Source organism: Paenibacillus sp. AD87, assembly GCF_001659845.1.
GTDB classification, from domain to species: domain Bacteria; phylum Bacillota; class Bacilli; order Paenibacillales; family Paenibacillaceae; genus Paenibacillus; species Paenibacillus marchantiae.
In genome coordinates, this window is the sequence record NZ_LXQN01000007.1 from 4,590,326 (window position 1) to 4,616,158 (window position 25,833).

Genomic DNA, 25,833 nt, shown 5'->3' on the forward strand with positions numbered 1-25,833 from the left:
TTATATTTATTTAAAACAAATCAGTACGTTGGCCATCCGCTGGAATCCCACAGCAAGTCGTTGATTAGCAATTTCGGATTGCCGTTATCGTCAGCATCGTAGGCGTGGCGCGCAATCACATTACCGTTATACACATCCTGACCGCCCGGTCCTTTCCACTTGGCATTCCCCGAATCCAATATGGTTCCGCCGCCATTCAACATGTTCACACCGTTTTTGTCCACATACGGACCTGTAATACTCGTTGAACGTCCATAGACCATTTTGTACGTGCTATTCACGCCCTGGCAGCAGGAATCAATCGAGGCAAACAAGTAATAATAACCGTTACGGTATACAATACTTGGTGCTTCGATGGCCCCGCCATTATTCGGACGCGCCGCAATGGAGGAGATGCTTCCGGTCGGTTTCATCGTGGTTTTGTCGAGCTTTACAATCTTCAGACCGCTCCAGAAAGAACCGAAAGCGAGCCACGGGTTGCCTGAAGCATCGATGACCAGATTCGGATCAATAGCGTTATAATCGTTGGCGGTTGTGGTTTGAAGCACTAACCCCTCATCCTTCCACTGGCCTGCTCCAATGCTGGTTGCAGACGCAAGCCCGATCGCCGATCTGTTGGAGCCAAAGGTAGAGATAGAGTAATAAAGCCACACTTTTCCGTTATACTGCTCAACGTCAGGTGCCCATACATCCAGACCACTCTGTCCCGGAACGGCAGAGGCCCACCAGGATGGCTTGCTCAGAAAAATCTGCGGAACGCGGTACCATGAGGACCCGTTATCCGATTTCAGTACCTGAATGCCCGCACCGGTTGAAAAGGTATACCATGAGCTGCCTTCTTTGATGATGGATGGATCGTGGACGGCAATATCTCCGGTCAGATTCCAAAATGCCGCGAATGCCCTGGACTGGCCCACCAATAGCAAAACAAGTACAAGCAGTGCAGGTAATGCCCAACGTTTCTTCCTGAACCCTGTCATTCCTTTGAACTTTTCCAATTCGAATTCCACCTCTCCTGATCAAATAGTTAATTTGGTTCATGAAGTATTAAATCAATTTAGGTATACTAGGATTATAAAAGCGGTTACATTACATTTCAATGGTATATTTCAAATATATATGAAATGATTTAAGTTATTTTTTAAAGTAAATATTCAACATTTTATGAATAATACGCTCATTTATGCTATGTATACAAGGGATTCGGCTTTCTTTTCTCGCCCTTCCCTTCCATCCGGTAATCATTTATAATTATCTAAAACAAACCATATAAATGTGCATAAGCCTGGATCAGAAGGGCTTTGTTCAGAACGTGGAAAGGAAAACCACCTATGATTTATATTAAAGATCTGATGTCTGGCGTTAATATTTTCAAGGCACTCAGTTCGGAAATCCGAATCCAGATTATTGAGTTGCTTGCCAAGAACCAGAGTCTTAACCTCAATGATCTCGCAACCAAACTGGGGCTCAGCAATGGCGCCATTACAATGCATATTAAGAAATTGGAAGAAAGCGGCCTGATTGAGATCAATACTGCGGTTGGCAAACATGGGATCCAGAAGATTTGTTATCTCAATGAGGAAAAACTAATGGTAGACCTGCGTTCACAGGAGATTTTTAACCGATACGAGGTTGAAATTCAGGTAGGTCATTATAGCGATTATCAGGCAGCTCCTACATGTGGTCTCGCTACCCGAGACAGCATCGTCGGTGAATTCGATGATCCGCGTTACTTTGCTGATCCGCTCCGTATTGATGCGGAGATGATTTGGCTGGCCGAAGGTTATCTGGAATATCGCATTCCCAACTACCTTAAGCCTAACCAGACGTTCAGCGAAATCCAGTTGTCCATGGAATTGGGTTCAGAAGCACCAGGTTTTTGCGATAACTACCCATCGGATATTTATTTCTACGTCAACAGCATCGAGATTGGCTGTTGGACGAGTCCAGGAGATTTTGGCAATACCCGAGGTACGTTCAATCCAGACTGGTGGCCACCGCATCTGAATCAATACGGGATGCTGAAGCTGATCCGCATCACCCAAGAGGGCAGCTATATTGATGGATGCCGCATCTCCGATGTTACTCTGGACCAGATTGGCCTGGATTACAAAAGCGATATCCACTTTCGAATCGCTGTAACGGACGGACCAGTGAACAAACGGGGATTGACGATCTTTGGTAAAAATTTCGGCAATTACGGCCAGAACCTGCTTGCGCGTGTACTCTATAATGTGCAAGAGGAATAGATCAACGAATAGACATTGTCATCATAAAACAAAGCATTAAAACAGCCGTCAGTTGAGAAACTGACGGCTATATTCATTTCTTTCACCCAATCTCGCCAAGATGTTCTTCAGGAAGGGTGCTTACCTTGAGGTAAGTACATGTACTAAAAGTGCGTACTTACATCTCGGCAACACTCCCTTTATACTCAAGAAACATTATAGCTTAGGGAGGAAGAATTCATTTTGAAAACACTTGTCATCGTAGCACATCCCAACATGGAAACGTCGGTCATCAACAAACGGTGGATAGAGAAACTCCAACAATATCCGGAAAAATATACGATACATGAACTATATAAAGTTTACCCTGATGGACGTATTGATGTGCAGCAAGAACAGCAGCTCATTGAAAGTCATGACCATCTTGTTTTGCAATTTCCGTTCTATTGGTTCAGCAGCCCACCTCTTCTTAAACAATGGCTGGATGAAGTTTTTACTTATGGCTGGGCTTACGGCTCCAAGGGCGACAAATTACAGCAACGCAAAGTCGCCTTGGCCGTATCTGCCGGAATCAAAGAGGCGGATTACACGGAAGAGGGCAAATATCGCTATACCCTTGGACAACTGTTATCTCCTTTTGAGACGACCTTCCTTTACTGCGATGCGGATTATCGACCATTCTTTGCCTTCTATGGGGCAGAACACGAGCCTGCGGCAAATGAATTGGAACAAAGCGCACAAAACTATTTACGTTTCATGGATAACCTATAATACTCACTCCAAGCAGATCAAAAAAGCAGTATCTCCGATTCAGGAAGATACTGCTTTTTTTGATTTTTTAATCTCACAACCTGATCATTAGCCTTGCATTAACCCCGGGGCAGACACCATATTGGCTTCTCCCCAATCACACATCATATCTAACAGTGGCATTATTGATTGTCCTCGTTCCGACAATGAATATTCAACTTTGGGTGGAATTTGGGGATATTCTTTGCGTAGAATCAGATCATGTTCCTCCAGCTCCTTAAGCATGACGCTCAATGTTTTGTGGGAAATGGTACCAATGCTTCGCTTCAATTCATTATGTCGCATCACCTTGTTTTCAGACAGCCAATACAGAATAACCATTTTATATTTACCGTTTACCAGGGACAGCGTATATCCAAAGCCGGTATCTTTTAGCGCCACGCCAGTTGGAACACAGGTTTCTCTCACACTCACCCCTCCTTCTTTCGTTCATCACACCACAGCGGATTATTATAGAGATTGCCTGTACGTTTTGGGAGACATGCCATACGCCTTTGTGAACTGCCGGGTAAAATAATTGCTATCGTTAAACCCGCATTCATTAGAAAATTGGCTTTAAACTAATTCAAATAGGCGTTGCTCAACAATTCGCCCTCCATGGTTCATGTTGGGATGAATGTCTATATCATGCTACTCCATGGCCGAAAAATCAAGGTTTGCTGATCCTTGGATCGATATAATTCCTCATGTACTGAAGCAAATGAACCTCTCAAAAAAAAAGCCCTTCCATAGTTTTACACCTGTTATTCTCACCGAGTTCCTCTTCTTTCATGTGACTTTCTTCCTGTTTGCTCTGAAACTTAGAAAAGATTCATTGATTTATTGGAGAAGTTCTCCTAATATTTTTAGTAGGAACACCCAGCGGCTCGGCATCATGGTAATACTTCACTGTCTTTATGAGAGCGCTATCGCTGCAGCTCTAAAGAAAAACGGGAGGTTGCAGATATGAAATGGAATCACTTCAAGTCCAAGCTTCTGCTTAAGTACACACTATCCTATATCTCCATTTTCCTTATACCTCTTGTTATATTAACTATTATTATTTATCACAATGCTGTGGACACGCTCCGTTCAGAGATCGAACAGACTAATGTCAATCAGTTGACCCAAGCGAAAACGGTCATTGATGACCGCATGAAGGAATTACAGGATATCGCATTTCGTATCGCCTATGATGAGCAACTAACCCGTTATTGGACACACCATCCCTACTATAGTCGGGAATCAATTGCTGCCTTGGTCAAATACAAAGCCACCAGTTCCATTATAGATGAGCTATTTCTGTTCTTCCGCGGAGATGATAGCATCTACTCGTCTCAGGGCTCTGAGAACCTGGATGTATTCACGGGCCGCTACAAATTTAATACATGGAACAAAACGGATATGATCCGGGATTTGAATAACGTTCAATTTCCCACGATACGACCAGCCGAACAAGTCGTTCAAGGAACCAAAGTACCCAATTCCATGCTGGCCTACCTTGTACCGATTGCACCTAACAATACGCCCGCCCACGGGACTGTCATGTACCTGATTCACGAGTCCAATCTGACGGGATTGATTGATTCCATTCTCAGCGACTACCACGGGATGACTTATATTTTCGATAATTATGGGCAGGTGCTGGCCGCCAATTATAAGGGAGAAACGATTACCGAACAGGAAGTCAAAGCTCTGTTTGAACTTGAGCCGGGAACACACAGCCTCTCCTTAAATCAAGAACCACATTCGGTTGTATCCGTCAAATCAGACGCGGGCTGGACTTATGTAACCGCTATGCCAAGCAATCAATTTTTTAGCCGAATTGTCCATATTCGTACCTTTGTTGTTCTTGTTTTCTCCTTCATGGTGGTGATGGGCACCTTCCTCGCCATTTTGTTGGCCCGAAGACAATACCATCCGATTTCAGACTTGATGGAGTTCATTCGTTTAAAAAATAATCCTGAACCTTCCACAACCAGCAACGAGTTGGAATGGATCAAGAAAACGCTGCATGATTACAGCCAGCGCGTGGACCTTCAGGAGCCCTACGCTCGTAATCATATTCTGCTTATGTTACTGAAGCATGGTCATACCGGAGAGCTCCCTTCTGAGTTTACGGATAATCTCGGCATACGCTTTAACCGATCCCATTATTTTGTTATGACCTTGGGATTGGAAATGCACGATCTTCCCCGCGGAGATTATCCCGAACAGCGTACTGTTATGCAGCTGATCAACGATATGGAACTGCCGGAGTTGTCTGCTTATGCTTACGGCGTGGAGCTTCCACAGCCAGACCAAGTGGCCCTCATCGTCGGATTTGATGCCGAGGTCGGGCATGAATCCAGCTTGAATGCTCGTATGGAGTCTATTGTTGAATCACTACAATTGATGGTGGCAGAACACGTCGGACTCGCTCCCGCGATCGGGATCGGTAACAGCTATAGTTCTCCATTGCAGCTGAACCAATCCTACATCGAGGCATCAACCGCGCTGGAAGCATCCATGCTGCACGGACAGGGCAGCACTACCTTTTTTAACGCCCTTTCCGGTTCCGGTGCACAGGATTCTTCCTTCTGGGTACCTAAGGATGTGCTGCTGAAGCTGGTTCAAAGCTTAAAACAGGGCAGTTACGATGTGGCAGTTCAGATGGTATCAACTGCGTTGAATACCCTGAAATCCGAAATGCCGTCTGTACCATTGCTGCGCTGCATCTGCTTCGATATTCTGAATACGATGCTCAAAACGGCCTCGGAACTTGGCATTCATCACGTGGTTAATCAACTTCCAAGGATCACTTCCTACGACTCGTTAGAGGATTTGGAGAAAAAATTGACAGGACTTGCCGCCGAGATCTGTGCTCATGTCGAGGCGAAGAGCGAGACGGAAGAAAGCTCCCTGATGGATGAAATCGTTGCTTATATTGATGCCAATTACTCCGATTATGATCTTAGCCTGGGTACGATTTCATCGAAATTCACGATCTCTTCATCGTATTTCAGCCGTTCCTTCAAAGAGAAGATCGGCATGAACTTTACCCAATATATCTGGCAGAAACGGATGGATGAGGTTATCCGACTGCTGCTGCATACGACTGACCCGTTAAAAGATATCATCACTCGCGTCGGTTATCTGGACACACCGAACTTCATCCGTAAATTCAAGAAAGAGACAGGTTACACACCTGGACAGTACCGCAAAATGCACCGTCCCAACGACTCCGCCGATTCCCCGGAAGATGACGACGAAGAATGTCTTGGATAATGGATGGATTCGTAAAATAAATAAAAACCTCCCCGAACCTTTTGGTTCGGGGAGGTTTTGTATGTTTTTGGCTCATATAGGCAAGCCGATCCTTGCAACCGACTCTCTTCTTCTATTTCCCTACCGGAACATCTTGAAGCCCTTGATGTATTGCACCCAGCAGACGATGGGTCGAATCACAGCCGTATTCCCAGAACATAATACCGGCCAGGCCCTGATCCTTCACGTAATCGCATTTGCACTGAATCGATTCTTCATCATCATAAGATATTAGGCTCGACCCATTAAACAGAAACGGTGCACAGGCTTCCTCATCCCAATAACGGATATAACCATTCTTGTTGATGTACTTCGCTTCCAGTTCGGCAAATGCCGGACCGTAGCCGCCTGTGCTACCGGCCATTTGGTGAAGGCCGCGGTTTCGGTCAGGAACCTCAGTCCAGATCCGGGAGTAGAACGCAGCGCCGATAACGATCTTCTCCTTCGGAACGCCGGCACGGATGAACAGGTTCACGGAAGCATTTGTACTAATTCGGAACAGATCTCCGGTTGGCGTATACAGATTCGTATGATGTCCGGTCAGAACCTGAAAACCGCCGCGCATATCATAGGTCATCAGCTGCACAAAGTCCAGGTACTGCTGCACCTCAGCCATCTCTGTACCGTCTACGTAGTATTGATCTGCCCCTGCCGCAATGGTGAGCAGATAATGACGGCCATCCTCGGAGCCCTTGGCATCCAGCGTTTCCCGGATCGCCTTGAGAAGTAAGGTGAAATTCCGTTTGTCATCAGGACTGGATGCGATACCTGCTTCACCGTAACAAGGATACTCCCAGTCCAGATCGATCCCGTCAAAAGGGTATTCCTCCAGCACTCTAACCGCTGATGCAGCCATGCTGTCCCTCCCCGCCTGGGTAGAGGCGGCTTCAGAGAAACCGCCAGCGCTCCATCCGCCTACGGACAGCAGCACCGTTAGATTCGGATGCTTCCGCTTAATATTACGGATAACCTCTCCGTTTTTTAAATGCTCGGTGGTGATTTCATCATTCTTGACATGTCCAAAGGCTACATTCAGATGGGTCAACTTCAACAGATCCTCATCCGTCATGTCGGGAAGAACAGAATCGACGACATAACCAGCAGCAATATATTTCGTCATCCTCTTCACTCCGATCCATTCAATGATTGAGATATCGCAGCAGCAATCTGCAGAGATTCCTTGCCTGTACCAATCTTGTACCCGGAGGCCGAGTATCGGATTTGATCCTGATTATCCAGCACGAACAGATGCGGATAGCCCGCTTCGTGAGCGGCAGGTTTCGAAATGAAACCAGACAAGGATGCATAGCTGGAATCCCGCACAAAAATCGTACGTATCGGCAGCTTCGGATAAGCCCCAGAGTCAAAGGAGGCGTTCCATTCTGTATCTCCGATCACCAGCACGATTGGCACGCCCAGCTTATCCAACGGCTCAGCCAGCTCACACAGCTCACGAATCAGATGTTTGGTCGGTTCCCGTTCTGGTTCAATCCACGCAGCAATGGCCCCCTCTGATCCCAAAAGATCCTTCAGTACCACCTCTGAACCATCCAGACGAGTCAGCTCATTGCCGGTTGCCAGTTTGCCCAGCACAGGGATGTCTACCACTGTCTCGCGATAAGTCAGTACTACCTCCGTGGTGTCTCCAGCGCGAACGTTGCAGTAGATGAAGCGGACTCTTACCGTTCCATCTTTCAGACGGATACCGGTCGTTAAGCGATAAGCTCCCGGTTCAACCTCAAATGGATCACTATAGATATCGGTATGGCCATATGGATAAATCAGCGTTTTGTACACGCCATCCTCCAGACGGGCCAACGAGAAATTCTCCGCATAGGATGCTGACGGCGCATCCTCCCGAGCCTCTGAATCCTTGAGAAGTTGCAGCATTCCCCAGCTTGAGCTCTCCTGATTTCGAGAAGAAGTTAGACTGAACACTGCATCCTCCCAACCTTTGTCACTAAGATACTGCGGTTTCTGCTCGCTCGGATGCAATCGGGCCGGAATGCCCAAACTGCGGCACACCGCGACAAACAGAATATCGAGCGACTGTGGATCTCCCTTCATCAGGCTGTAAGTACCTACAGGATTTCCCTTACCTTTCAGGTTAGGAAGATCCTCATAATACGAATAGCTCTGTTCCAGCTTGCATGCAAGCTTCGAAGGATCTTCCCTGAACGCCGCTGTTTCTTCCTCGGAATAAGCATTCTGGAATACGGATCGATAAGGCACCATCATTTCATAGGAGACTCTTGGGCACAGGATGTACTGCACAAACGTCTCTTCTACCCATTGTCCACGCTGCGAAAGTGAACCTATAAGATGATCGTCCAGTGTCGGCCGAAAAGTGTCGATCAAGTCTTTTTCGTTCATCGACTCCAGCAACTGTAGTGGCCACTCACCAAATTCGCCGGAACATTCCTCTAGGAAAGCTGCGATTTCGCGGCTGTTGCCCCGTGCCTTCTGTAAAATATCCCATACCCGCTCCGGAGGCAGTCCTGCCAAACGAGCCAATGCAAATGCATCTTCCTCACTCAGGAATGTTTCTTCATATCCACTCCGAATCTTCGTACCATCCTCCAGGCGGCGGTTGTGATCCCGGATCTTCTCTTCCGGTAACGAAGCCACTACTTCTCCCTCCCCTTCCGGAGGAGGAACCATATCAAAATCCAAGATCCCTGATGGCTGCTCTAAAGAGTCCAACACGAGCTCAACATGATCGCTGTCCTGAGCTTTGAATAGAATTTCCCCCCACTTGTCACCACTAACCGCACGAATCAACAGGTCGCCATGACCTGTCTTAAAGGAGGCTTCTCCTTGTGCATCCGTCTTGATTTCGGCGATCGGATAAAATTCAGCACTATTGTATACCTCAAAGCGGACACTCGCTTCAGGCACGGGCGCACCCTGCTCATTTATCACCTTCACGCAGATGGTATGCGCTGGCGCATAGTTCTCCAGTAAATTGATCTCCGTATATCCCTTTTCGGAGAGTGTTATATCCTCCGGTCCCGGATAGTCGGCAAATATTCTCGTATTAATCAGCATGGCCCTGCGGGCTGGTGGACTGAACCACCCTTGATTCAATCCAGCTTCCGGCTCGCATGCCCCAATGTAATACCATTGGCCGTCCGCCCAGGCTTCTACCCAAGCATGATTGCTGTCACAGTGAGCCCAGCGTGGTGTGTAGACCTGACGGGCAGGTATGCCGATGCTACGAAGAGCGGCTACCGCCAGCGTGGATTCTTCTCCACAGCGGCCGCGGGCATTTCGAATCATCGTCAGTGGCGATATCGTTCGCAGATCACTGCCAATATAAGTCGCTTTTTCATGACACCAGTAATTGGTCTCCAGAATGGCATCCGCCATGGATAACTTCGCTGTCCGGTCGGCCAACTCGTCAAAGATAATCCCACGGAAATCTTCAATATTCTCTGTATTAATTCGATAGGGAAGCACAAAATGCAGAAATAGATGATCTGGTACGCGCTCCCCCCAAGGCACACGCTTGCGAATGTCCAGTGCCCGACGCACATGACTGAGGAACAGTTCCCCATCATAATCAGCCAGGTCGTTCACTGGCATGTAGGCATACACATATTTCAAAGCCCATGCCTCTTCTTCAGTTAATGGCTGCTGAAACACATGAAACAGCTTATCTTTACGGGTATCTGCAAAGTTTAACTTCTCCTGGAACTTCTGCTCGATCCGCTCCAAGGACTGTGCATCCATTGAGAACACCAAGGTTTGGCTGGTCATCGCTAGCTCACTCCTTCCACAGCTTTCCGTCTTCCCGAATACAGATTAAGGTAGTGCCATCCGAGGAAGGCGTACTAATCTGGAATAGGCTACGGGTCGTTTCAATTACAGGCTGGCAAATCAATGATTCCTCACCCATAAGTAACTTCACATCTTGTGTAAATTCACCATGGGCTTCATAATAATTGCGTTCACGGTAATAGAGTCTGCGAAGCTCCCATTTAATTCGTTCATCTTCTGGCAGCTCAAAGGGCTGATCCGTTCCGTCATCCGAAAATACGACATATCCCCATAGCTCCGGATAATGCATGTTGATAATACCCATGGGCGACCAGACCCAGTTGTCCTCCGGATAAGGTTTGCCTGTATCCGGATTCAGCACTTTGCGGTACTCACCATCCTGCACCTCAGTCTGCCATTCCACCCGTGAGAAGTTGACACGCCAGAACTCACCCGGTGCTGGCGGACGGTTACCTTCGGCACATTCCTTTAGGCTGGTCCAGGGAATCGCGACCTCGACGCTCCATTTTCGGTTATCGGCGCCAGGTGTGTTCAGCTCCCCATCGATATGTACGGCTGTCTTAAGACCGCTGATATCCCAACCGTTGACCGGAGGTCCACCATCCCGATATGGCTTCACCAATAACAGGTCCCATACTGTATTCAGCGCATTGATCTCGAACTCATAATATTGATGGGTATCCCCGTCGGGATCGATAAAAATCTCAAAATCATTGTCATAGAAAATAACAGAATCCCGCTCGGTCAACGTAGCCCATATCTGATCTTCAATAAGTTCGGCAGCAAAGTAGAAATAGTCGTCATCCCACAGCATTTTTACCCGAGTCTGTTTTCCGGGTTTCGGACGAAGATCCCCTTCGATATCAACGAAATCCTCCGTCCAATCGGCCGCACCCCAGAACGCCTTATCTACGCAGCCGTCCAGCATCAGCGGTTCCTGCGCACGCTTGCATATATAATGTTTGGGAGCATACTCAATCTTCGGCTCAGGTACTCCACTTTGGTTCATATCGCTCTCTCTCCGCTTCATGAGGGAAGGCATGCATCTATAGGTGCATGCCCTCCCGTAATGTTAGTTATGAGTAACAACGGCCCCTGAACCGCCGTACATTTCCAGTTCCTCGTCGAATTCGAGCTTAAGAACCGTCACCTGCTCATGTGTATCCTCCGGAGTCATTTTGATCCACGTTGTCCCCGGGATATTGAACCAAGGCACGCCCCCATGAATCTCATGGTTAAGTTCTTTGCCCGAATGCAGCACAGTAATCTTCTTGATCTTATTGCATAATCCCTTGATGCATACATTCTCTTTTGGATCGTCATAAACAAACAGGTACAATGTCTTTCTGTCCTCGGATACGGTGCTTCCCCCCAGATAATATCGAGGCATAATACCTTCGCCCGTTCCGAAGACGGCCTCTTCATGGGTTCGGATCCACGCTCCCAGCCCAAGCAGGATATCCTCCTGCCTCTCATCGATAGTGCCATCCTCGCGTGGACCGATATCCAGCAGCATATTGCCACCCATCGAAATACAATCACAGAACATCCGAATGATCTGATTTAACGATTTGTATTTATGGTCTGTTGGCACATAGCCCCATGATGTGTTGATCGTGGTGCAGAACTCCCATGGTCCCTCTGGTCTTGTAATCGGAATGCCTTGCTCTGGCGTTTTATAGTCTCCATAACCTTGAAGGCGGGAGTTGATGATGACATCCGGGTTAAAAGATTGCAGGTAATGCTTGAACTCCGGCAGATTCCACTGCTCGGCGCTCCGCTCCCAGTCCCCATCGAACCACAGCAGATCCACCTTTCCGTAATTCGTCATGATCTCTTGCAGCTGGTGGTTATTGAACTCAAGGAATTTCTTCCATTTCTCCTGATCCTGAACACCATCTACAGGACTTGAATGCCGATTGACATTGCTGAGATCCTCTGGTACCTTTCCACCTTCAAACACGCTAGGATAATCCGGGTGCGACCAATCAATCAGCGAAAAGTACATCCCAAGATGTATGCCTTTCTCCCGAATTGCTTCCGCATATTCCCTCACGAGATCCCGATTCGCTGGTGTCTGTTTAACGACATTGAGGTCACTATACTGCGTATCCCACAGAGCAACACCATCATGATGCTTCGTTGTCAGCACGGCGTATCGGGCTCCGGATTTCTCAATCAAGTCCGCCCACTTCTCCGCATTAAACTTCGATGCCGTAAAGCCGTCCAGCTGCTTCATGTACTCTTCGTAGGAGATCCTTCCATTATAGAAGGACCACGATTCCGAAACCCCGTCCACAGCATAGATGCCATAGTGGATGAATATTCCCAGCTTGGCCTCTTCAAACCATTTCTGCATCCTTGTTCACACCTCTTTCTGGAGTCCTTGTTCTTATTGGCCTGTGTTCCAGCGATCGTAGGCTCCTTGATACAGTTCAACGATACGGTCGCTGCCCATTTTTTTGATCTGCGCAATATACTTATCCCAGTTCTCAAGCGGCTCTTGGCCTGTTACGAACTTCGCTTCCATCTGCTTGACGTACGTATCCAGATCAGATAATAAAGCGGTCGCTTCGCTTTGCTCTTCATTTGTTAAATAAACGTTAGGGAACGGTGATTTTCCGATAGGTACCAACTTCTCTTGATTCTGCTGGTCAAGCCATTCATCAAATTCGGTGCGAAGACCTTTCGCTATATCCGGATCATTAATACCCGGTGTCAAAATGCCATAGTTCGGCGTGATTTTACCGCGATATTCCTCACGATCCCCGCCGCCAGGAACAGGCAGCCACTCTTTTACAAGATTTTCCTTGTCTTTGAATTTCCACAGCAGACCTTCAGGACCTTGATTGAACAGGGTAGCCCCATCATAGCTGTACATATAATCGATCCAACGCATAGTTGCCTCAGGGGACGGGTTGCTGCTAGTAATAGCAAAGGTACCACGTGCCGATATGCCTGGGTGTTTACCGTATACAGGTGAGTCTGCGATCTCACTCTTCACGGGTGTCATCAGCGGATGTTTTGTGCTAGGCTCGCCGCCGAGTGTGAAGTATGGATGGTAGTCATTGAACAGCGCAAGCTTGTTGCTTTCGCCTTTTGCTTTTTTCTGATCGCCGGTTTGGGAGAAGGTCTCATGATCCAGCAAATCTTCTTTCCACAAGCGGTTCATGAACGTCAGATAACCTTTGTAGCCTTCTTCTTGGTAAGGATAGTGAACTTTTCCGTCCTTATCCGCATAGATTCCTTCGTTGTACATTCCCCAGAATCCGAAGAAGTACATACGAAGATCATCCAGTTTTACAGAAGTAAGCGGAATTTCATCTTGTTGTCCGTTGCCGTTAGGGTCTTCTTCCTTAACACGTTTCAGGTACGTATATAATTCTTCCGTAGTCTTAGGTTCCTCTACATTAAGTGCTTTTAGGAATTCCCCGTTATACCACATTGGGCCTCTGTACCATACGGCAGCCGTATCGATAAATGGCAGTGCATACATATGTCCGTCAGGCGTTGTAAATGATTTGCGAACATCCGGGTTTTCGTCGAGAATCTTCTTAATATTGGGGGCGTAGCCCTCATCAATGTATTTTTCCAGTGGGATCAGAATGCCTTGAGTTCCATAAGTAACCTGCTCAGCTGGCTTGAGATCCGCAGCATAGAACATATCCGGTAAATCGCCGCTTGCGAATACCAGGTTCTTCTTTGTTTCAAAGCTGTCGATCGGCGAAAGCTGGTACTCCAGCTTGATGCCTGACAATTTCTCCATCTCTTGCAGGACTGGCATCGTGTTCCAGTCGGCAACGCCCGCATCCTGGGACATGACCTTTAACGTAAGTGGTTTGTCCACAATTGGGAATCCTTCTTTTTTGACCCCTTCGACATTTGAAGTCGCAGAACCTCCATCTTCATTGGAACCACAAGCTGCAAGCAATGCTGCTGATAGGGTAAGGCAGAGTACAATGGATGAAGCCTTGCGAAGCTTTTTCATGACGACAACTCCCCTTTTTTAGTGTGGATTATGGTTTAAGATCATCCCTTGACGGAACCGATCATAACACCCTGTACAAAGTAACGCTGAAGGAATGGATAAATCGCAATCACAGGTAAGGTTGAAACAATAATGACGGCATATTTGACCAACGCAGCAATTTCCGCTTTGGAATTCATCGCCGTTGCTGAAGAGGTATCGATAGCTCCACCGCCCTGTGCTGCCATCTCCTGAAGTACCAGGATTTGGCGAAGAAAGAGCTGCAGCGGATACTTCGAGGAATCATTTAAATAGATCATGGCACTGAAATAGCTGTTCCAGTGTCCGACTCCGTAGAAGAGCGCCATCACGGCAATGATCGGCATGGAGAGCGGAAGCACAATTCGGATGAACAACCGGGTGTTGGTACACCCGTCGATATGGGCCGCCTCCTGCAGCTCCTTGGGAATGGTCGATTGGAAAAACGTACGGCATACGATAATATTCCAGATAGATGCAGCTCCTGGCAGAATAAGCGCCCACATGCTGTTCACCATACCAAGATCCTTAATCAGCAGGTAGCTCGGGACAAGCCCTCCGCTGAAAAACATCGTTACCATAAACATCGCCATGAAGAATCCGCGTCCCACAAAATCAGAGCGGCTGAGCGCGTAGGCTGCCGGAAGAGTGACCATCAGGTTGACGAGTGTACCTACGACGGTATAGATGATCGTATTTTTGTACCCAATCCAGATGTTGGTATTCTCAAACACACGGGCATACCCTTCAAACGTAATTCCTTTGGGTAGCAGCCACATCTCACCGGAGCTTACAAATTTGGGATCGCTGATTGAGGCGCTAATGATGTATAACAGCGGGTAAAGCACAATGACGAGCGCTATCGTCAGATAGATGTAGTTGCACCATAAGAACACTTTATCGCTTCTGCTTTCCTTAACCGCGGTTGACATGTGTTTTCCCCTCCTTTTACCACAAACTGTTTTCACTGGTGCGACGTGCAATTTGGTTCACCGTAATCAGCAGAATCGCATTAACTACCGAGTTGAACAATCCTACAGCTGTGGAGAAACTGTACTGTGCATCGACCAGACCGGACCGATAGACAAATGTCGAGATAACATCGGATGAACCCATGTTCAACGGATTTTGCAGCAGTAAAATTTTCTCGAATCCGACGCCCAAAATACTGCCCATATTCAGAATTAACAAAATGGTGATCGTAGGGATGATCGCTGGAATGTTAATATGCAGAATCCGTTTAAACCGACTCGCACCATCCACCACGGCAGCTTCATGCAGTTGAGGGTCCACACCCGAGAGAGCTGCGAGGTATATAATGGTACCCCAGCCTGCACTCTGCCAGACACCTGAGAGTACGTACACCGTCTTGAACCACGCAGGGTCCGTCAGAAATTGAGGGGCCTGAAATCCAAGAGCCTCCACCAAATTGACAATCATGCCTGACGAAGGTGACAAGAAGGTAATGATCATACCCGACATGACTACGACCGAAATAAAATGTGGTGCATACGTGACCGTCTGTACGGTACGTTTGAAGAAGGAGTCCTTTACTTCATTGAAGGCTAACGCCAGAATAATCGGCAGTGGAAAACCTATAGCCAGCTCATACAAGCTGATACTGAGGGTATTCCATAACAAATCCCAGAAATAATACGAATTAAAGAAGCGGATAAAATGATCGAAACCAACCCACGGGCTTCCTGTAACACCAAGCGTCGGGATAAAGTTTTTGAATGCGATTTGTATGCCGTACATCGGCCCGTAATGAAAAATCAGAAAGTATAGAAATGCTGGCGCGATAAACAGATACAACTCCCAGTTTCGAATCATCCTTCTCCATAATTTATTTTTCTTGCGGTTCGGAATCGTGTACACCGATAGGTTTTGCGACAAGGCGGACTTCCCTTCTGGCTGCATCAGTTGTTTCCTCCTTTTCTAAATGAAAATCCGTCCGTTTTGTAAGAAGAGCGAAACACTCCTGTTCAAATGTAAGGAATGAGTCCCGGACCACATTTCTATCATGCGAGGCCCTTGTTTCCCTCGCGAATTGGTAACGCTTACATACTGAGTTTATGGATCATTTCCGAATTCGTAAATATGCTATTTCGATCTTCACTCTTAAAAACACGGAAAGTACTGTTAAAACAGGGGTTTACGCTTTTGGTTCCAGCTTGTCATTGTCATTTTGGAGACATAAAACATGTGGAATTTGACCCATTTCCCTCTTGAAGTTGTCGTTTGGAGTAGCTTCGCATGAACTTGAGAGATGTCCGATCTGAATGAAAGTTGAGAAACAGACCTTAAAGTCAAAACCCACATATGTTTAGGAAAGAGCTATTCCATGTGTAGGTCGCATTCTGGATTCACATCGGTCATACAGGTCGCAAGATCTTAGTATGCATAGCGCATTACCATCTTGAATGTAATAGAAGTTCCTCTTCATTGCTACTGCGTTTCGACCTCCTCCTCATGTATTTGACCTTCTAATGTCTTTCGGTCTACTTTTGTAATGGGTGAGGCGCACCTTTTCTCTCTTGATGCTTAGGAAAAGTAATAAGGATAGATTTAATTCAACCATATAAATGTAATATTTTCTATCATATATTTACCACCTGCATCAAGCTCCCTTATGGCTTGGCTTTATTCTATGAGTTTCTTCCCGTCTCCGTAAATATGTCGTTTTCACCCTTGGCTACAAGGCACATAAACGCAGATAAACACTGGGTATATCCAGTCATATATGTTGAATTTGCACATGACATGGAGATCTTGAATGAATGATAATTTCCGGATCAGGCCAGAAAAATAGCCGCTCCGTTAACACGAAGCGGCTTTATCGCTTATATAGATATTGATTTACATCTTATAAACGACACCTTTAATGTTATTTAACATCACATTAATTACCTTAATTCCACTTTTCGAATTACTTACGAGTTACAAAATGTAACATATATAAATAGAATCAATACTTTTCAGTCGGACTAATCAAGATTCGGACTGAAAGACAGCCGCTCTCCCTACGCAAGCTTTTTCATATCGATCGTCGGTTTCAAAAAAAATAAAAAAAGCGTGCTCCGATCTGAGATCGAAGCACGCTGGCAAGGCTTGATTATTTTCCAGAAGGCTGTACTTCTGCAGTGTATCCTGTTGGAATGTCTGTCTCTGCGGTTACATCGGTAATAACCATTGGATACATCATGTCCGGGTCAGGTTGGATAATCGTATACAGCACGATGGCACGTCCATCCTTCTCCAGTTTCACATCTTCAATCTTCAACCCATAACCAGGATGAGGCATTTGCGCGGTCAGTTTGACTTTTACCGTCTTGTCATCCACTTTGGTTGATGTCACGGTAGGCACAATCCCCTGTTGTCCTTCGCCTGGATTCGTTGGAGTCGGTTCTGTCGATCCGCCATTGCCGTGCTTATCTACAAATTCAAGTGCATTGAAGATCATGCTTGCAGCCTCCATACGGGTAAGCGACTGATCTGGACGGAAGTTTCCGTCCTTATCCAGTTCAATGATGTCCATGTTCAGCAGGTTCTGGACCGCAGATTTGGCGTCCTTACCGATTTTATTTTCGTCCTTAATATCATTATACAGCATGATCACCGGATATTCTCCGGTTGTGTTAATCCCTTCAAGGAGCAAAATGGCAAACTGCTCACGCGTCATTTTGGCCTGTGGATTCAACTCCACCGGAATGGACAAACCATTCTGTGTTGCAGCCTGAACCGCATCGGCGTACCAAGTCTTTGGACTAATTTTATTTTGTGCCGAAGCGGCAGCGTATTCATTTTTCAGACCAAAAGCGTTCACAATCAGTTGAACACCCTGTGGCTCGGACAATGCGAGATCCGGACGAAATAGATCCGCCGTTACTCCATTAACAACACCCTTAGAATGTAACGAGTCCACAATCGTTTTTTGTCCTTCATCTTTTACATCCGAAAATGCAAGTACCGATGCACCTCCTGCCGTCAAAGACACGCAGAGCGCAAGCGTTGCAGCCAATCCTTTTTTATGTTTCATTTCTTGGCACCTCCATATTTAGTAAACCCAATTTTTGACCTCTTCAATCCTACAGACGGCAGCCCCCCCTGAAATGTTTCAGTAAAATCGACATCTGGTGAATAAATGATGGAAATACTGCATATATCCCTTACCCTACGGGCGCCGATCTGCTTTCTTTCCATTATGCTTGCTTGCTTCGTTGACATCCTTACCGTTTAGCGCAAAAATAAGAATAGAGAATTCTAGCGAATAACGGATAAACTGCAAACCGGATCGCATAAAGTAAGAGGGCACGACGCGCTATTATCAGGTGTCGGCCCTTTTCTTGACTCCGATTCCAAACCGACTTTCACCCTGAACAAAGGAGAACAAATCTTATGTCCAAGAAAGGATTACTACGAGGCTATGTCATTGCCAACTGGCCCGTATATCTGTTCGCTGTACTACTGATTATTGCCTCCAATGTGGGTCAGGCGTCCTTACCCCGAATTCTGGGCAGTTTCACGGATCAACTCATGCAGAACACACTTCAGATGAATACGGTCATCCGGTACAGTCTTTCGCTTTTGGCTATAGCCATCGCTTATAATCTGTTATTCGGTACCGGACAATTCATGATCATGAAGCTCGGACGCCGCTTCGAATTCATGACACGCGAGCGCATTTTCGGCAAGTTTTCCGAACTTAGCGAGTACTATTTTTCCAAACAAGGAAATGGGAAACTGCTCAGTTACGTCATGAATGATGTTACCTCTGTACGTGAAGCCATCTCCAACGGCGTCACCATGATGACCAATGCAACATTTCTATTATTATCTTGCATCGTGATGATGTTGCTCAGCGGAATCCCGATGAAACTTATTCTGATCAGTATTGTGCCTTTGCTGGCCATTCCCTTTCTGGTCGTTTTTTTCGGTCCGCGAATTCGCAAGCGCTCTCGTGATGTGCAGGATGCTCTTGCAACGATGACGGAATCCGCAGAGGAACAGCTCGGTGGTATTCGTGTAACCAAAACATTTGCCATAGAAGACAGCGCCCGTGAACGATTTGGGTTCACAGTAGATGCAATCAAAAGCAAACAGCTGCGGCTTGTTCGTCTGTCCTCTCTATTTCAGGCCTTGCTACCGCTACTGGGTGCCATTTCATTGGTTGTCTCCCTGCTTGTCGGCGGAATTTTGACGATGCAGAATTCCATTACACTCGGAAGTTTTGTCGCATTGACGTTATATTTGCGTATCATCATGGGACCGCTTCAACAAATCGGTAATGTGATCAATACTATGCAGCGTTCTGGAGCATCACTTGAGCGGGTAAATGATCTGTTGACGGAAGTGCCTGACGTGCGCGAGCTTCCCAATGCGACAAGTCTCCAAGCCGTGAACGACATTACGATTGAGAATCTATCTTTCTCCTATCCCGGCAGTTCATCCGCTGCGCTCAAAAACATCAGTCTGAATATCCAGGCAGGACGAACCGTGGGTATTGTGGGTAAAACAGGTTCTGGTAAAAGTACCTTTGTGAAGCTATTGCTGCGTACATATGAGCCGCCTGAAGGCACAATCCGCATTAACGGCACCGACATCCGGCAGCTGTCGCTGGAAAGTCTGCGATCCCGCATTGCCTACGTACCGCAGGATGGATTCCTGTTCAGTACAACCATTCGGGACAACATCGCTTTTAGTGACCGCGAGGTTCCGCTGGACACCGTAGAGCACAGTGCACGACAAGCGATGATATACGAGAACATTATCCGGTTCCCTGATCGGTTCGATACCCTGCTGGGCGAACGTGGACTCACGTTGTCTGGCGGTCAGCGTCAGCGTACCAGTCTGGCGAGGGGGTTGATCAAAAAAGCGCAGGTGCTCATTCTAGATGACAGTATGAGTGCTGTGGATGCCGTCACCGAAAGTGGCATTCTACGCAGCCTGCGTGAGATTGGTAAAGGAAAAACAACGCTGATTATCTCCCACCGGATCAGTGCAGTCCGTCATGCCGACGAAATTATCGTTCTGGATGAAGGTCGAATCGCTGAACAGGGAACACATGCAGGGCTGATGGCCGCAAAAGGGTTATATGCTGCAACCTATCGTTTGCAGGAGGAGGGATTACATCATGACTGACCGTAACGCTGAAGTTCGTTCAGATGCGGGAGCCCAACCAAAACCGTCAGGCCATGGGTCCGGTTCCGACGCAGGCGCAGACCAGAATAAGCGGACTTCCTTCAAAGCGATGATGTCCTACGCCCACCCCCATAAATGGGCCTTTGCAGGTATCTTTTTCTGTTCGCTGCTGGGTATTTCCGCCGATCTGCTTCAGCCTTATCTGGTGAAGATCGCGATCGATGATCATCTGGCAATTGGTCAGACTAGTGTAGGCTTTCTTGTCCAGTTGGCAGCTATCTTTTTGGGGCTGGCTGTAATCAGCTTTATTTTTACCTATGTACAAAACAACCTGCTGCAACATGTCGGTCAGAACATTGTCTCTCGCATTCGTAAGGACCTGTTCAAGCATATCTCCAAAATGTCGATGTCTTTCTTCGATCGCTTCCATATCGGCAGTCTGGTGACGAATGTATCCAGTGATACGGAAACGATCAGCAGTTTCTTCACTCAAGTACTGCTAAGTCTCATCCGGGATGGCATGATGCTGGTGCTGATTATCGTCTTTATGTTCCAGCTCGATCCGGTACTCGCAGGGTACTCTCTCATCGTGCTGCCTGTGATCGCCATCGTTGCTGTATTATTTCGGAGCCAACTGCGCAGGGCTTATCAGAATGCCCGAACTCGTCTCTCCCGTTTGATTGCATTCACGGCAGAGAACCTGTCCGGCATGTTTTTGATCCAGGCGTTCCATCAGGAAGAAGAGCAGAAGAAAAGATTCACGGAACAGAACCAACTTCACCTGAAGGCCAATATCACACAAGCCCGTTCGAATGTCATATTCAACCGGACGTTTGATATCCTTGGCAATGCGGCGCTCGTTATGATGGTCTGGCTTGGAGGACGTGCCGTGCTGGGTGAATCATTGCAGGTGGGTGTGCTCTATGCGTTTATCAGTTACATCCGTCAGTTCTTCCAGCCAATTAACCAGATCACCATGCAGTGGAACACATTCCAGTCGACCACCGTATCCATGGATCGGATCTGGAACATTCTGAGTACCCGTCCGGAAGTCGCTGACCCCAAACCCGGGACTGCCTCCACACTTGAACCACGGAACGTGATGGGACAGATTGATTTTAATGATGTTTCGTTCGGTTATCGGGCAGATCACCCCCTGATTCAGCATATGAATCTGCATCTCTATCCAGGTGAAATGGTGGGCATTGTAGGCACTACAGGAGCTGGCAAAAGTACGTTGATCTCCCTGCTCAATCGCTTTTACGATGTGAATCAGGGCAGCATTGAAATTGATGGCATAGACATTCGCCATTTCCCGCAGGCCAATCTTCATCGGATCGTTGGTCTGATCCAGCAGGAACCATTCCTTTTCTCGGGCTCCATCATTGACAATGTACGAATGTTCCGCGAGGATATTACTAGAGAGCAGGCTATTCAGGCCTGCCGATTCGTCGGAGCACATGCCATGATTTCACGTTTGCCGCAAGGGTATGATACACGTCTTTCCGAACGCGGAAGCGGTCTGTCCGCCGGAGAACGTCAACTGATATCGTTTGCCCGAATCGTGGTCTTTCAGCCCCGAGTGCTTATCCTGGATGAAGCAACCGCGAATCTGGATTCGCATACCGAACAATTGGTACAACAGGCGCTGGAATCCGTCTCTCAGGGAAGAACAACAATTGTTATTGCGCATCGTCTCTCTACGGTCATGCATGCAGATCGGATTCTCGTTATGGAGAATGGTGAAATTGTCGAAGAAGGCTCACATCAGAAGTTGATTGATGCTGAAGGGGTATATGCTGATCTTTACACCCATGCTCGTGAAGCCGGTAATGATTCAGCTATTTCTGGATAGCTCATCGAACCAAATGGGGTTAAATAAACGTTGAACGTGCCGCTCTGCGATGCAGGCGGCATGTTTGATATATTTTCTGGGAAATGATGTTAAGGAGGCGTATTTATGAAACCTGAATTATATAAATCATCAGAGTCGAAGCTGGAGCATCGACAGATTGGCTATCGCCGTTTCACGGCTGTATGGAAAGGAGCAATATGTCTTCTGTTCTTGCTATTATGTGTCACCCTGTTATGGATCATCTATGAAGATCACGCTGAACAACTGGAGACATTATATTATTCCATCGCAGCCATTCTTGGCATGTGGTTTATCGGGCCCGTATTTTTTATGTTTCTGTCCCGGGCAATCGCAAGTTCCCCTGTGTTATTATCCTGGAATGATGAAGGGCTTCGTATCCTTAAACGGACCATTCCCTGGAATGAGATTCGTAAAATTGAGATTGGCTCTCCCGCCTTCAGCAAATGGATATTGTCTGCTTCCCCCATGATTGCCCTGTATTTGAAAGACGGCACCCGGCGTCATATCCAGACCGATCATTTGCTAACCAAAAAAGAGCTCAGTCGAGCAGTTGGTCTTCTGCAGGAGACGTTGCGTGAGAAACAGCAACAGGACATCTGAATTCAGCTCACATCATTCCGACTTTTCGATACCAACAGACAGGTTCATTCTATAATTTCCATACGGCAAAATGGCTTCCAGCAAACTGCCAAGCTGCTCCATTGTTCCTGTGCGTACGATCATCAGATAACAGCCCTCTCCGCTGACACGGTGAACCTCCACGATGTCTTCACGTGCAGCCATAAATTCACGGAAGGCGGCATGTAGGTCGCCGGAATTCAGAAAAATCGTTACAAATGCCTGCAGGCCCAAGCCGAGGCGTTCCGGGTTCCATTTTACAGTATAGCCTTCAATAACACCCAGATCATGCAGCTTGCGTACTCTCGCACCTACAGCCTGTCCGGTCAAATGTACCTCTTCGCCGATCTCTTTGTGAGAGCGTTTGGAGTCCCGGATCAGGCTTTTCAGTATGCGTATATCTGTATCATCAATCGTCTCATTCATCTATTTTGCAATCCTTTCAACTTGAAATTAAAGTGGCCTGTTTTCTTTCAGTGTGTTATTTACGCCCATAAACGGGTTGTATAACATATAGGATAATAACATTAATTCCCGAAGGAGTGCAGGTTCAATGAAAATTCAATTGATTCGTAATGCTACATTATGGTTGGAATATGGAGGTCTGAATATACTGGTTGATCCCATGTTGATGGATAAAGAAGTGATGCCTGCTTTCCCGAACACGCCCAATGAATTACGCAATCCTAGAGTCTCTTTACCCGAGACGGAAACGGATTATGTGAATCCGGATCTGGTGATCGTTACGCATACCCACCCCGATCACTGGGATGAAGCAGCAGCAAAGCAGCTCCGCAAGGATGTACCTCTGCTATGCCAGCCAGGAGATGAGGCCGTGTTCACTGGAGCCGGATTTACCAACGTTACCGCCGTGGATGAGAAACATGAGTATCATTCTGTACGTTTTGTCCGCACCTCAGGACAACACGGAACTGGAGAAATCGGCGAACGTATGGGCAAAGTGTCTGGTTTTGTATTGGAAGCTGACGAAGAACCTGTCTCCTATATCGCCGGGGATACCATCTGGTGTGAAGAACCCGCCGAAGCCATTCGTCAATATCGACCTGAGGTAATTGTGGTGAATGCTGGCGGTGCCCGCTTCCTGCAAGGAGATCCGATCACGATGGACGGGCCTGACGTAGCTGCCGTGAAACGCCATGCGCCGGATGCTCATGTCATCGCTGTGCATATGGATGCCATTAACCATTGCATGATGTCCCGTGTGGACCTCGCGAGTTATCTGGCATCCGAACAATTGGATGGACAGGTGCTCATTCCACGCGACGGCGAGAGCTTTGTATTCGGACCGGATACTGAGTTGAAATAAAATAAAGTTCATTGATACGGTGAGTGACTTTTAACAAACGGAGTATACTCTAGTAGTTCTCTCCATGGAACACGAAAAAAAGCTGGATGCAATTCGTTCGCATCCAGCTTTTATTTGCGTTTATAGTTGAGGAAAACAGCGATCCGAAGATAGTTGTGCCATCGGAGTGCTCTGTATCTCTGTGTAAGCCAGAATGATTCCCTCGTCTCATTTCACCTATTATTGAACTTTCAATCGGATTACATTCCACGATGCTTTGGCCAGGCTTGCCGTGATCAGTGTATCTGATACTTCTGCATCACCACGATTATGCGGAGCAACGCGATTCGGCTGTGCTGCGGTATTGGCTGCTTTTAGATCATCACTTTCCAGCACAATATGCTCAATCAAGCGGCACTTCCCAAAGCTGCGCAGATCCACTTCAAGCGGCAGTGATTCTTCCAGATGACGGTTTACGGCAAAAACAGTCACTTCACCCTGCTCTTCGTTATACACCGCAATGCCCTCCAGATAAGGAACATCCGTAATTTGTTTGGTGTCATATTTCGGGGACTGAATCAACGGTACAAGTGCCGTTCCACGTCCAAACACGGAAGCATGCATGAACGGATAGAAGATCGTCTGTCTCCATGCAGCACCACCATTATCCGTCATGATTGGAGCGATAACGTTGACGAGCTGCGCCAGACATGCCATCTTAACTCGGTCCGCATGTTTCAGCATGCTGATCAGCATACATCCCACAAGCAGTGCATCTTCATGGTTGTATACGTCCTCCAACTGTGGCGGAGCAATCTGCCATGGGTCCAGCTTCTTGTCACTTTCATTGGAGTGGTACCAGACATTCCATTCATCGAAGGACAGGAACATCGTCTTCTTGCTGCGCTTCTTCGCTTTGATATAATCACAGGTCGCTTTTACCGTCTCAATAAAACGATCCATCTCAAGGGAACGCGCAAGGAATGTTGGCGTATCCTGTTCAGCATTACCGTAATACTGGTGGAGCGACAGATATTCAACATGATCATACGTATGATCCAGCACCGTTGCTTCCCATTCCGGGAAGGATGGCATACCCAGGGATGAACTTCCGCAAGCGACCAGCTCAATCGTTGGATCTGTCCACTTCATCACTTTTGCCGCTTCAAGTGCAATCCGTCCATACTCTTCTGCTGTTTTGTGACCAATCTGCCACGGACCGTCCATTTCATTGCCAAGACACCAGGTTTTGATGGCATGAGGCTCTTTGTATCCATGTTTAATACGCAAATCACTATAGTAGGAACCTTCAGGATGATTGCTGTACTCCACGATGTTGCGGGCTGCGTCTACACCCCGTGTTCCCAAGTTGACGGCCATCATCACTTCCGAATTCGCCTGTTTGGACCAATCCACAAATTCGTTGAACCCGAATTCATTGGTCTCGATAGTTCTCCAGGCTAGTTCAAGTCTGCGTTTGCGTTCAGACACAGGCCCAACCGAATCCTCCCAATTGTAACCGGATACAAAATTACCGCCAGGATACCGCACTATCGGAACCTGTAGCTCCTTAACCATCTCGAGCACATCTCCACGGAATCCCGCTTCATTCGCTGTAGGATGACCCGGCTCATATATACCACCGTATACGGCACGTCCCAGATGTTCAATAAATGAACCGTATAAACGTTTATCAACTACGCCAATTGTGAAATCCTTGTCTACCGTCATTTTTGCTTTTTCCATCGTGAAGTTCAGCTCCCTAAGATTAATATAAAAATTA

The 25,833-nt window shown here is 47.1% G+C and carries 19 protein-coding genes and 1 pseudogene; 7 read left to right on the top strand and 13 right to left on the bottom strand.

The genetic code is table 11. The annotated features are described in order from the left end of the window. Positions 1-20: 20 nt before the first annotated feature. Positions 21-980: a glycoside hydrolase family 43 protein gene (locus gpAD87_RS20320; protein WP_157258543.1), complete on the bottom strand. Its 960-nt coding sequence runs from the start codon at positions 978-980 to the stop codon at positions 21-23. Positions 981-1,331: 351 nt separating this feature from the next. Between gpAD87_RS20320 and gpAD87_RS20325 the strand changes: the two genes are divergently transcribed. Then, a complete protein-coding gene (locus tag gpAD87_RS20325; protein ID WP_064640215.1) occupies positions 1,332-2,249 on the top strand; it encodes an ArsR/SmtB family transcription factor in 918 nt (305 codons plus the stop codon). Positions 2,250-2,471: 222 nt separating this feature from the next. Continuing rightward, the gene (locus gpAD87_RS20330; RefSeq protein ID WP_064640217.1) at positions 2,472-2,999 is read left to right on the top strand and encodes an NAD(P)H-dependent oxidoreductase; all 528 of its coding nucleotides are present in this window, start codon (positions 2,472-2,474) and stop codon (positions 2,997-2,999) included. 87 nt (positions 3,000-3,086) lie between these two features. On the opposite strand, the gene gpAD87_RS20335 is transcribed toward gpAD87_RS20330, so the two are convergent. Both gpAD87_RS20335 and gpAD87_RS31545 read right to left on the bottom strand, forming a co-directional pair. After that, complete coding sequence (locus tag gpAD87_RS20335) at positions 3,087-3,446, bottom strand: winged helix-turn-helix transcriptional regulator (RefSeq protein WP_063564580.1); 360 nt, start codon at positions 3,444-3,446, stop codon at positions 3,087-3,089. A gap of 42 nt (positions 3,447-3,488) precedes the next feature. Then, positions 3,489-3,593: pseudogene (locus tag gpAD87_RS31545) on the bottom strand (helix-turn-helix domain-containing protein); the annotation flags it as partial. Positions 3,594-3,983: 390 nt separating this feature from the next. Here gpAD87_RS31545 and gpAD87_RS20345 point away from each other — a divergent pair. Beyond that, complete coding sequence (locus gpAD87_RS20345; protein WP_064640221.1) at positions 3,984-6,284, top strand: helix-turn-helix domain-containing protein; 2,301 nt, start codon at positions 3,984-3,986, stop codon at positions 6,282-6,284. 112 nt (positions 6,285-6,396) lie between these two features. On the opposite strand, the gene gpAD87_RS20350 is transcribed toward gpAD87_RS20345, so the two are convergent. From gpAD87_RS20350 to gpAD87_RS20385, 8 genes are all read right to left on the bottom strand, one after another. Then, entirely contained in the window at positions 6,397-7,443 is a 1,047-nt protein-coding gene (locus gpAD87_RS20350) for a glycoside hydrolase family 18 protein (protein ID WP_064640223.1), read from the bottom strand. Between the two features lie 5 nt (positions 7,444-7,448). Continuing rightward, entirely contained in the window at positions 7,449-10,082 is a 2,634-nt protein-coding gene (locus gpAD87_RS20355) for a transglutaminase domain-containing protein (protein WP_064640225.1), read from the bottom strand. 7 nt (positions 10,083-10,089) lie between these two features. Next, complete coding sequence (locus tag gpAD87_RS20360) at positions 10,090-11,112, bottom strand: carbohydrate-binding family 9-like protein (RefSeq protein ID WP_064640227.1); 1,023 nt, start codon at positions 11,110-11,112, stop codon at positions 10,090-10,092. Between the two features lie 63 nt (positions 11,113-11,175). Next, the gene (locus tag gpAD87_RS20365) at positions 11,176-12,462 is read right to left on the bottom strand and encodes an alpha-L-fucosidase (RefSeq protein ID WP_064640228.1); all 1,287 of its coding nucleotides are present in this window, start codon (positions 12,460-12,462) and stop codon (positions 11,176-11,178) included. A 33-nt stretch (positions 12,463-12,495) separates the two neighbouring features. Then, positions 12,496-14,091 carry an extracellular solute-binding protein gene (locus gpAD87_RS20370; RefSeq protein WP_064640230.1) on the bottom strand — a complete coding sequence of 532 codons (1,596 nt, stop codon included), beginning with the start codon at positions 14,089-14,091 and terminating at the stop codon, positions 12,496-12,498. Between the two features lie 41 nt (positions 14,092-14,132). After that, the gene (locus gpAD87_RS20375) at positions 14,133-15,041 is read right to left on the bottom strand and encodes a carbohydrate ABC transporter permease (protein ID WP_063564587.1); all 909 of its coding nucleotides are present in this window, start codon (positions 15,039-15,041) and stop codon (positions 14,133-14,135) included. A gap of 16 nt (positions 15,042-15,057) precedes the next feature. Next, on the bottom strand, positions 15,058-16,029 hold the full coding sequence (locus gpAD87_RS20380) for an ABC transporter permease (RefSeq protein ID WP_063564588.1): 972 nt from the start codon (positions 16,027-16,029) through the stop codon (positions 15,058-15,060). Between the two features lie 1,195 nt (positions 16,030-17,224). Beyond that, positions 17,225-18,148 (bottom strand): S-layer homology domain-containing protein, encoded by a 924-nt coding sequence (locus gpAD87_RS20385; RefSeq protein WP_064640232.1) that lies wholly within the window; start codon positions 18,146-18,148, stop codon positions 17,225-17,227. Positions 18,149-18,507: 359 nt separating this feature from the next. Here gpAD87_RS20385 and gpAD87_RS20390 point away from each other — a divergent pair, with 359 nt between their 5' ends. The 3 genes from gpAD87_RS20390 to gpAD87_RS20400 all read left to right on the top strand — a co-directional run bounded on the left by gpAD87_RS20390 (position 18,508) and on the right by gpAD87_RS20400 (position 22,726). After that, complete coding sequence (locus tag gpAD87_RS20390; protein ID WP_063564590.1) at positions 18,508-20,250, top strand: ABC transporter ATP-binding protein; 1,743 nt, start codon at positions 18,508-18,510, stop codon at positions 20,248-20,250. After that, entirely contained in the window at positions 20,243-22,105 is a 1,863-nt protein-coding gene (locus gpAD87_RS20395; RefSeq protein ID WP_064640234.1) for an ABC transporter ATP-binding protein, read from the top strand. Before gpAD87_RS20390 ends, gpAD87_RS20395 begins: the two co-directional genes overlap by 8 nt. Positions 22,106-22,210: 105 nt before the next feature. After that, the gene (locus gpAD87_RS20400) at positions 22,211-22,726 is read left to right on the top strand and encodes a hypothetical protein (protein WP_064640236.1); all 516 of its coding nucleotides are present in this window, start codon (positions 22,211-22,213) and stop codon (positions 22,724-22,726) included. Between the two features lie 12 nt (positions 22,727-22,738). On the opposite strand, the gene gpAD87_RS20405 is transcribed toward gpAD87_RS20400, so the two are convergent. Beyond that, positions 22,739-23,170 carry an Lrp/AsnC family transcriptional regulator gene (locus gpAD87_RS20405; protein ID WP_064640238.1) on the bottom strand — a complete coding sequence of 144 codons (432 nt, stop codon included), beginning with the start codon at positions 23,168-23,170 and terminating at the stop codon, positions 22,739-22,741. A 127-nt stretch (positions 23,171-23,297) separates the two neighbouring features. On the opposite strand from gpAD87_RS20405, the gene gpAD87_RS20410 reads away from it, so the two are divergent. Then, positions 23,298-24,071 carry an MBL fold metallo-hydrolase gene (locus gpAD87_RS20410; protein WP_064640240.1) on the top strand — a complete coding sequence of 258 codons (774 nt, stop codon included), beginning with the start codon at positions 23,298-23,300 and terminating at the stop codon, positions 24,069-24,071. Between the two features lie 219 nt (positions 24,072-24,290). Here gpAD87_RS20410 and arfA read toward each other — a convergent pair whose 3' ends face one another. Next, complete coding sequence (arfA, locus tag gpAD87_RS20415) at positions 24,291-25,796, bottom strand: arabinosylfuranosidase ArfA (protein ID WP_064640242.1); 1,506 nt, start codon at positions 25,794-25,796, stop codon at positions 24,291-24,293. Positions 25,797-25,833: the final 37 nt, after the last annotated feature.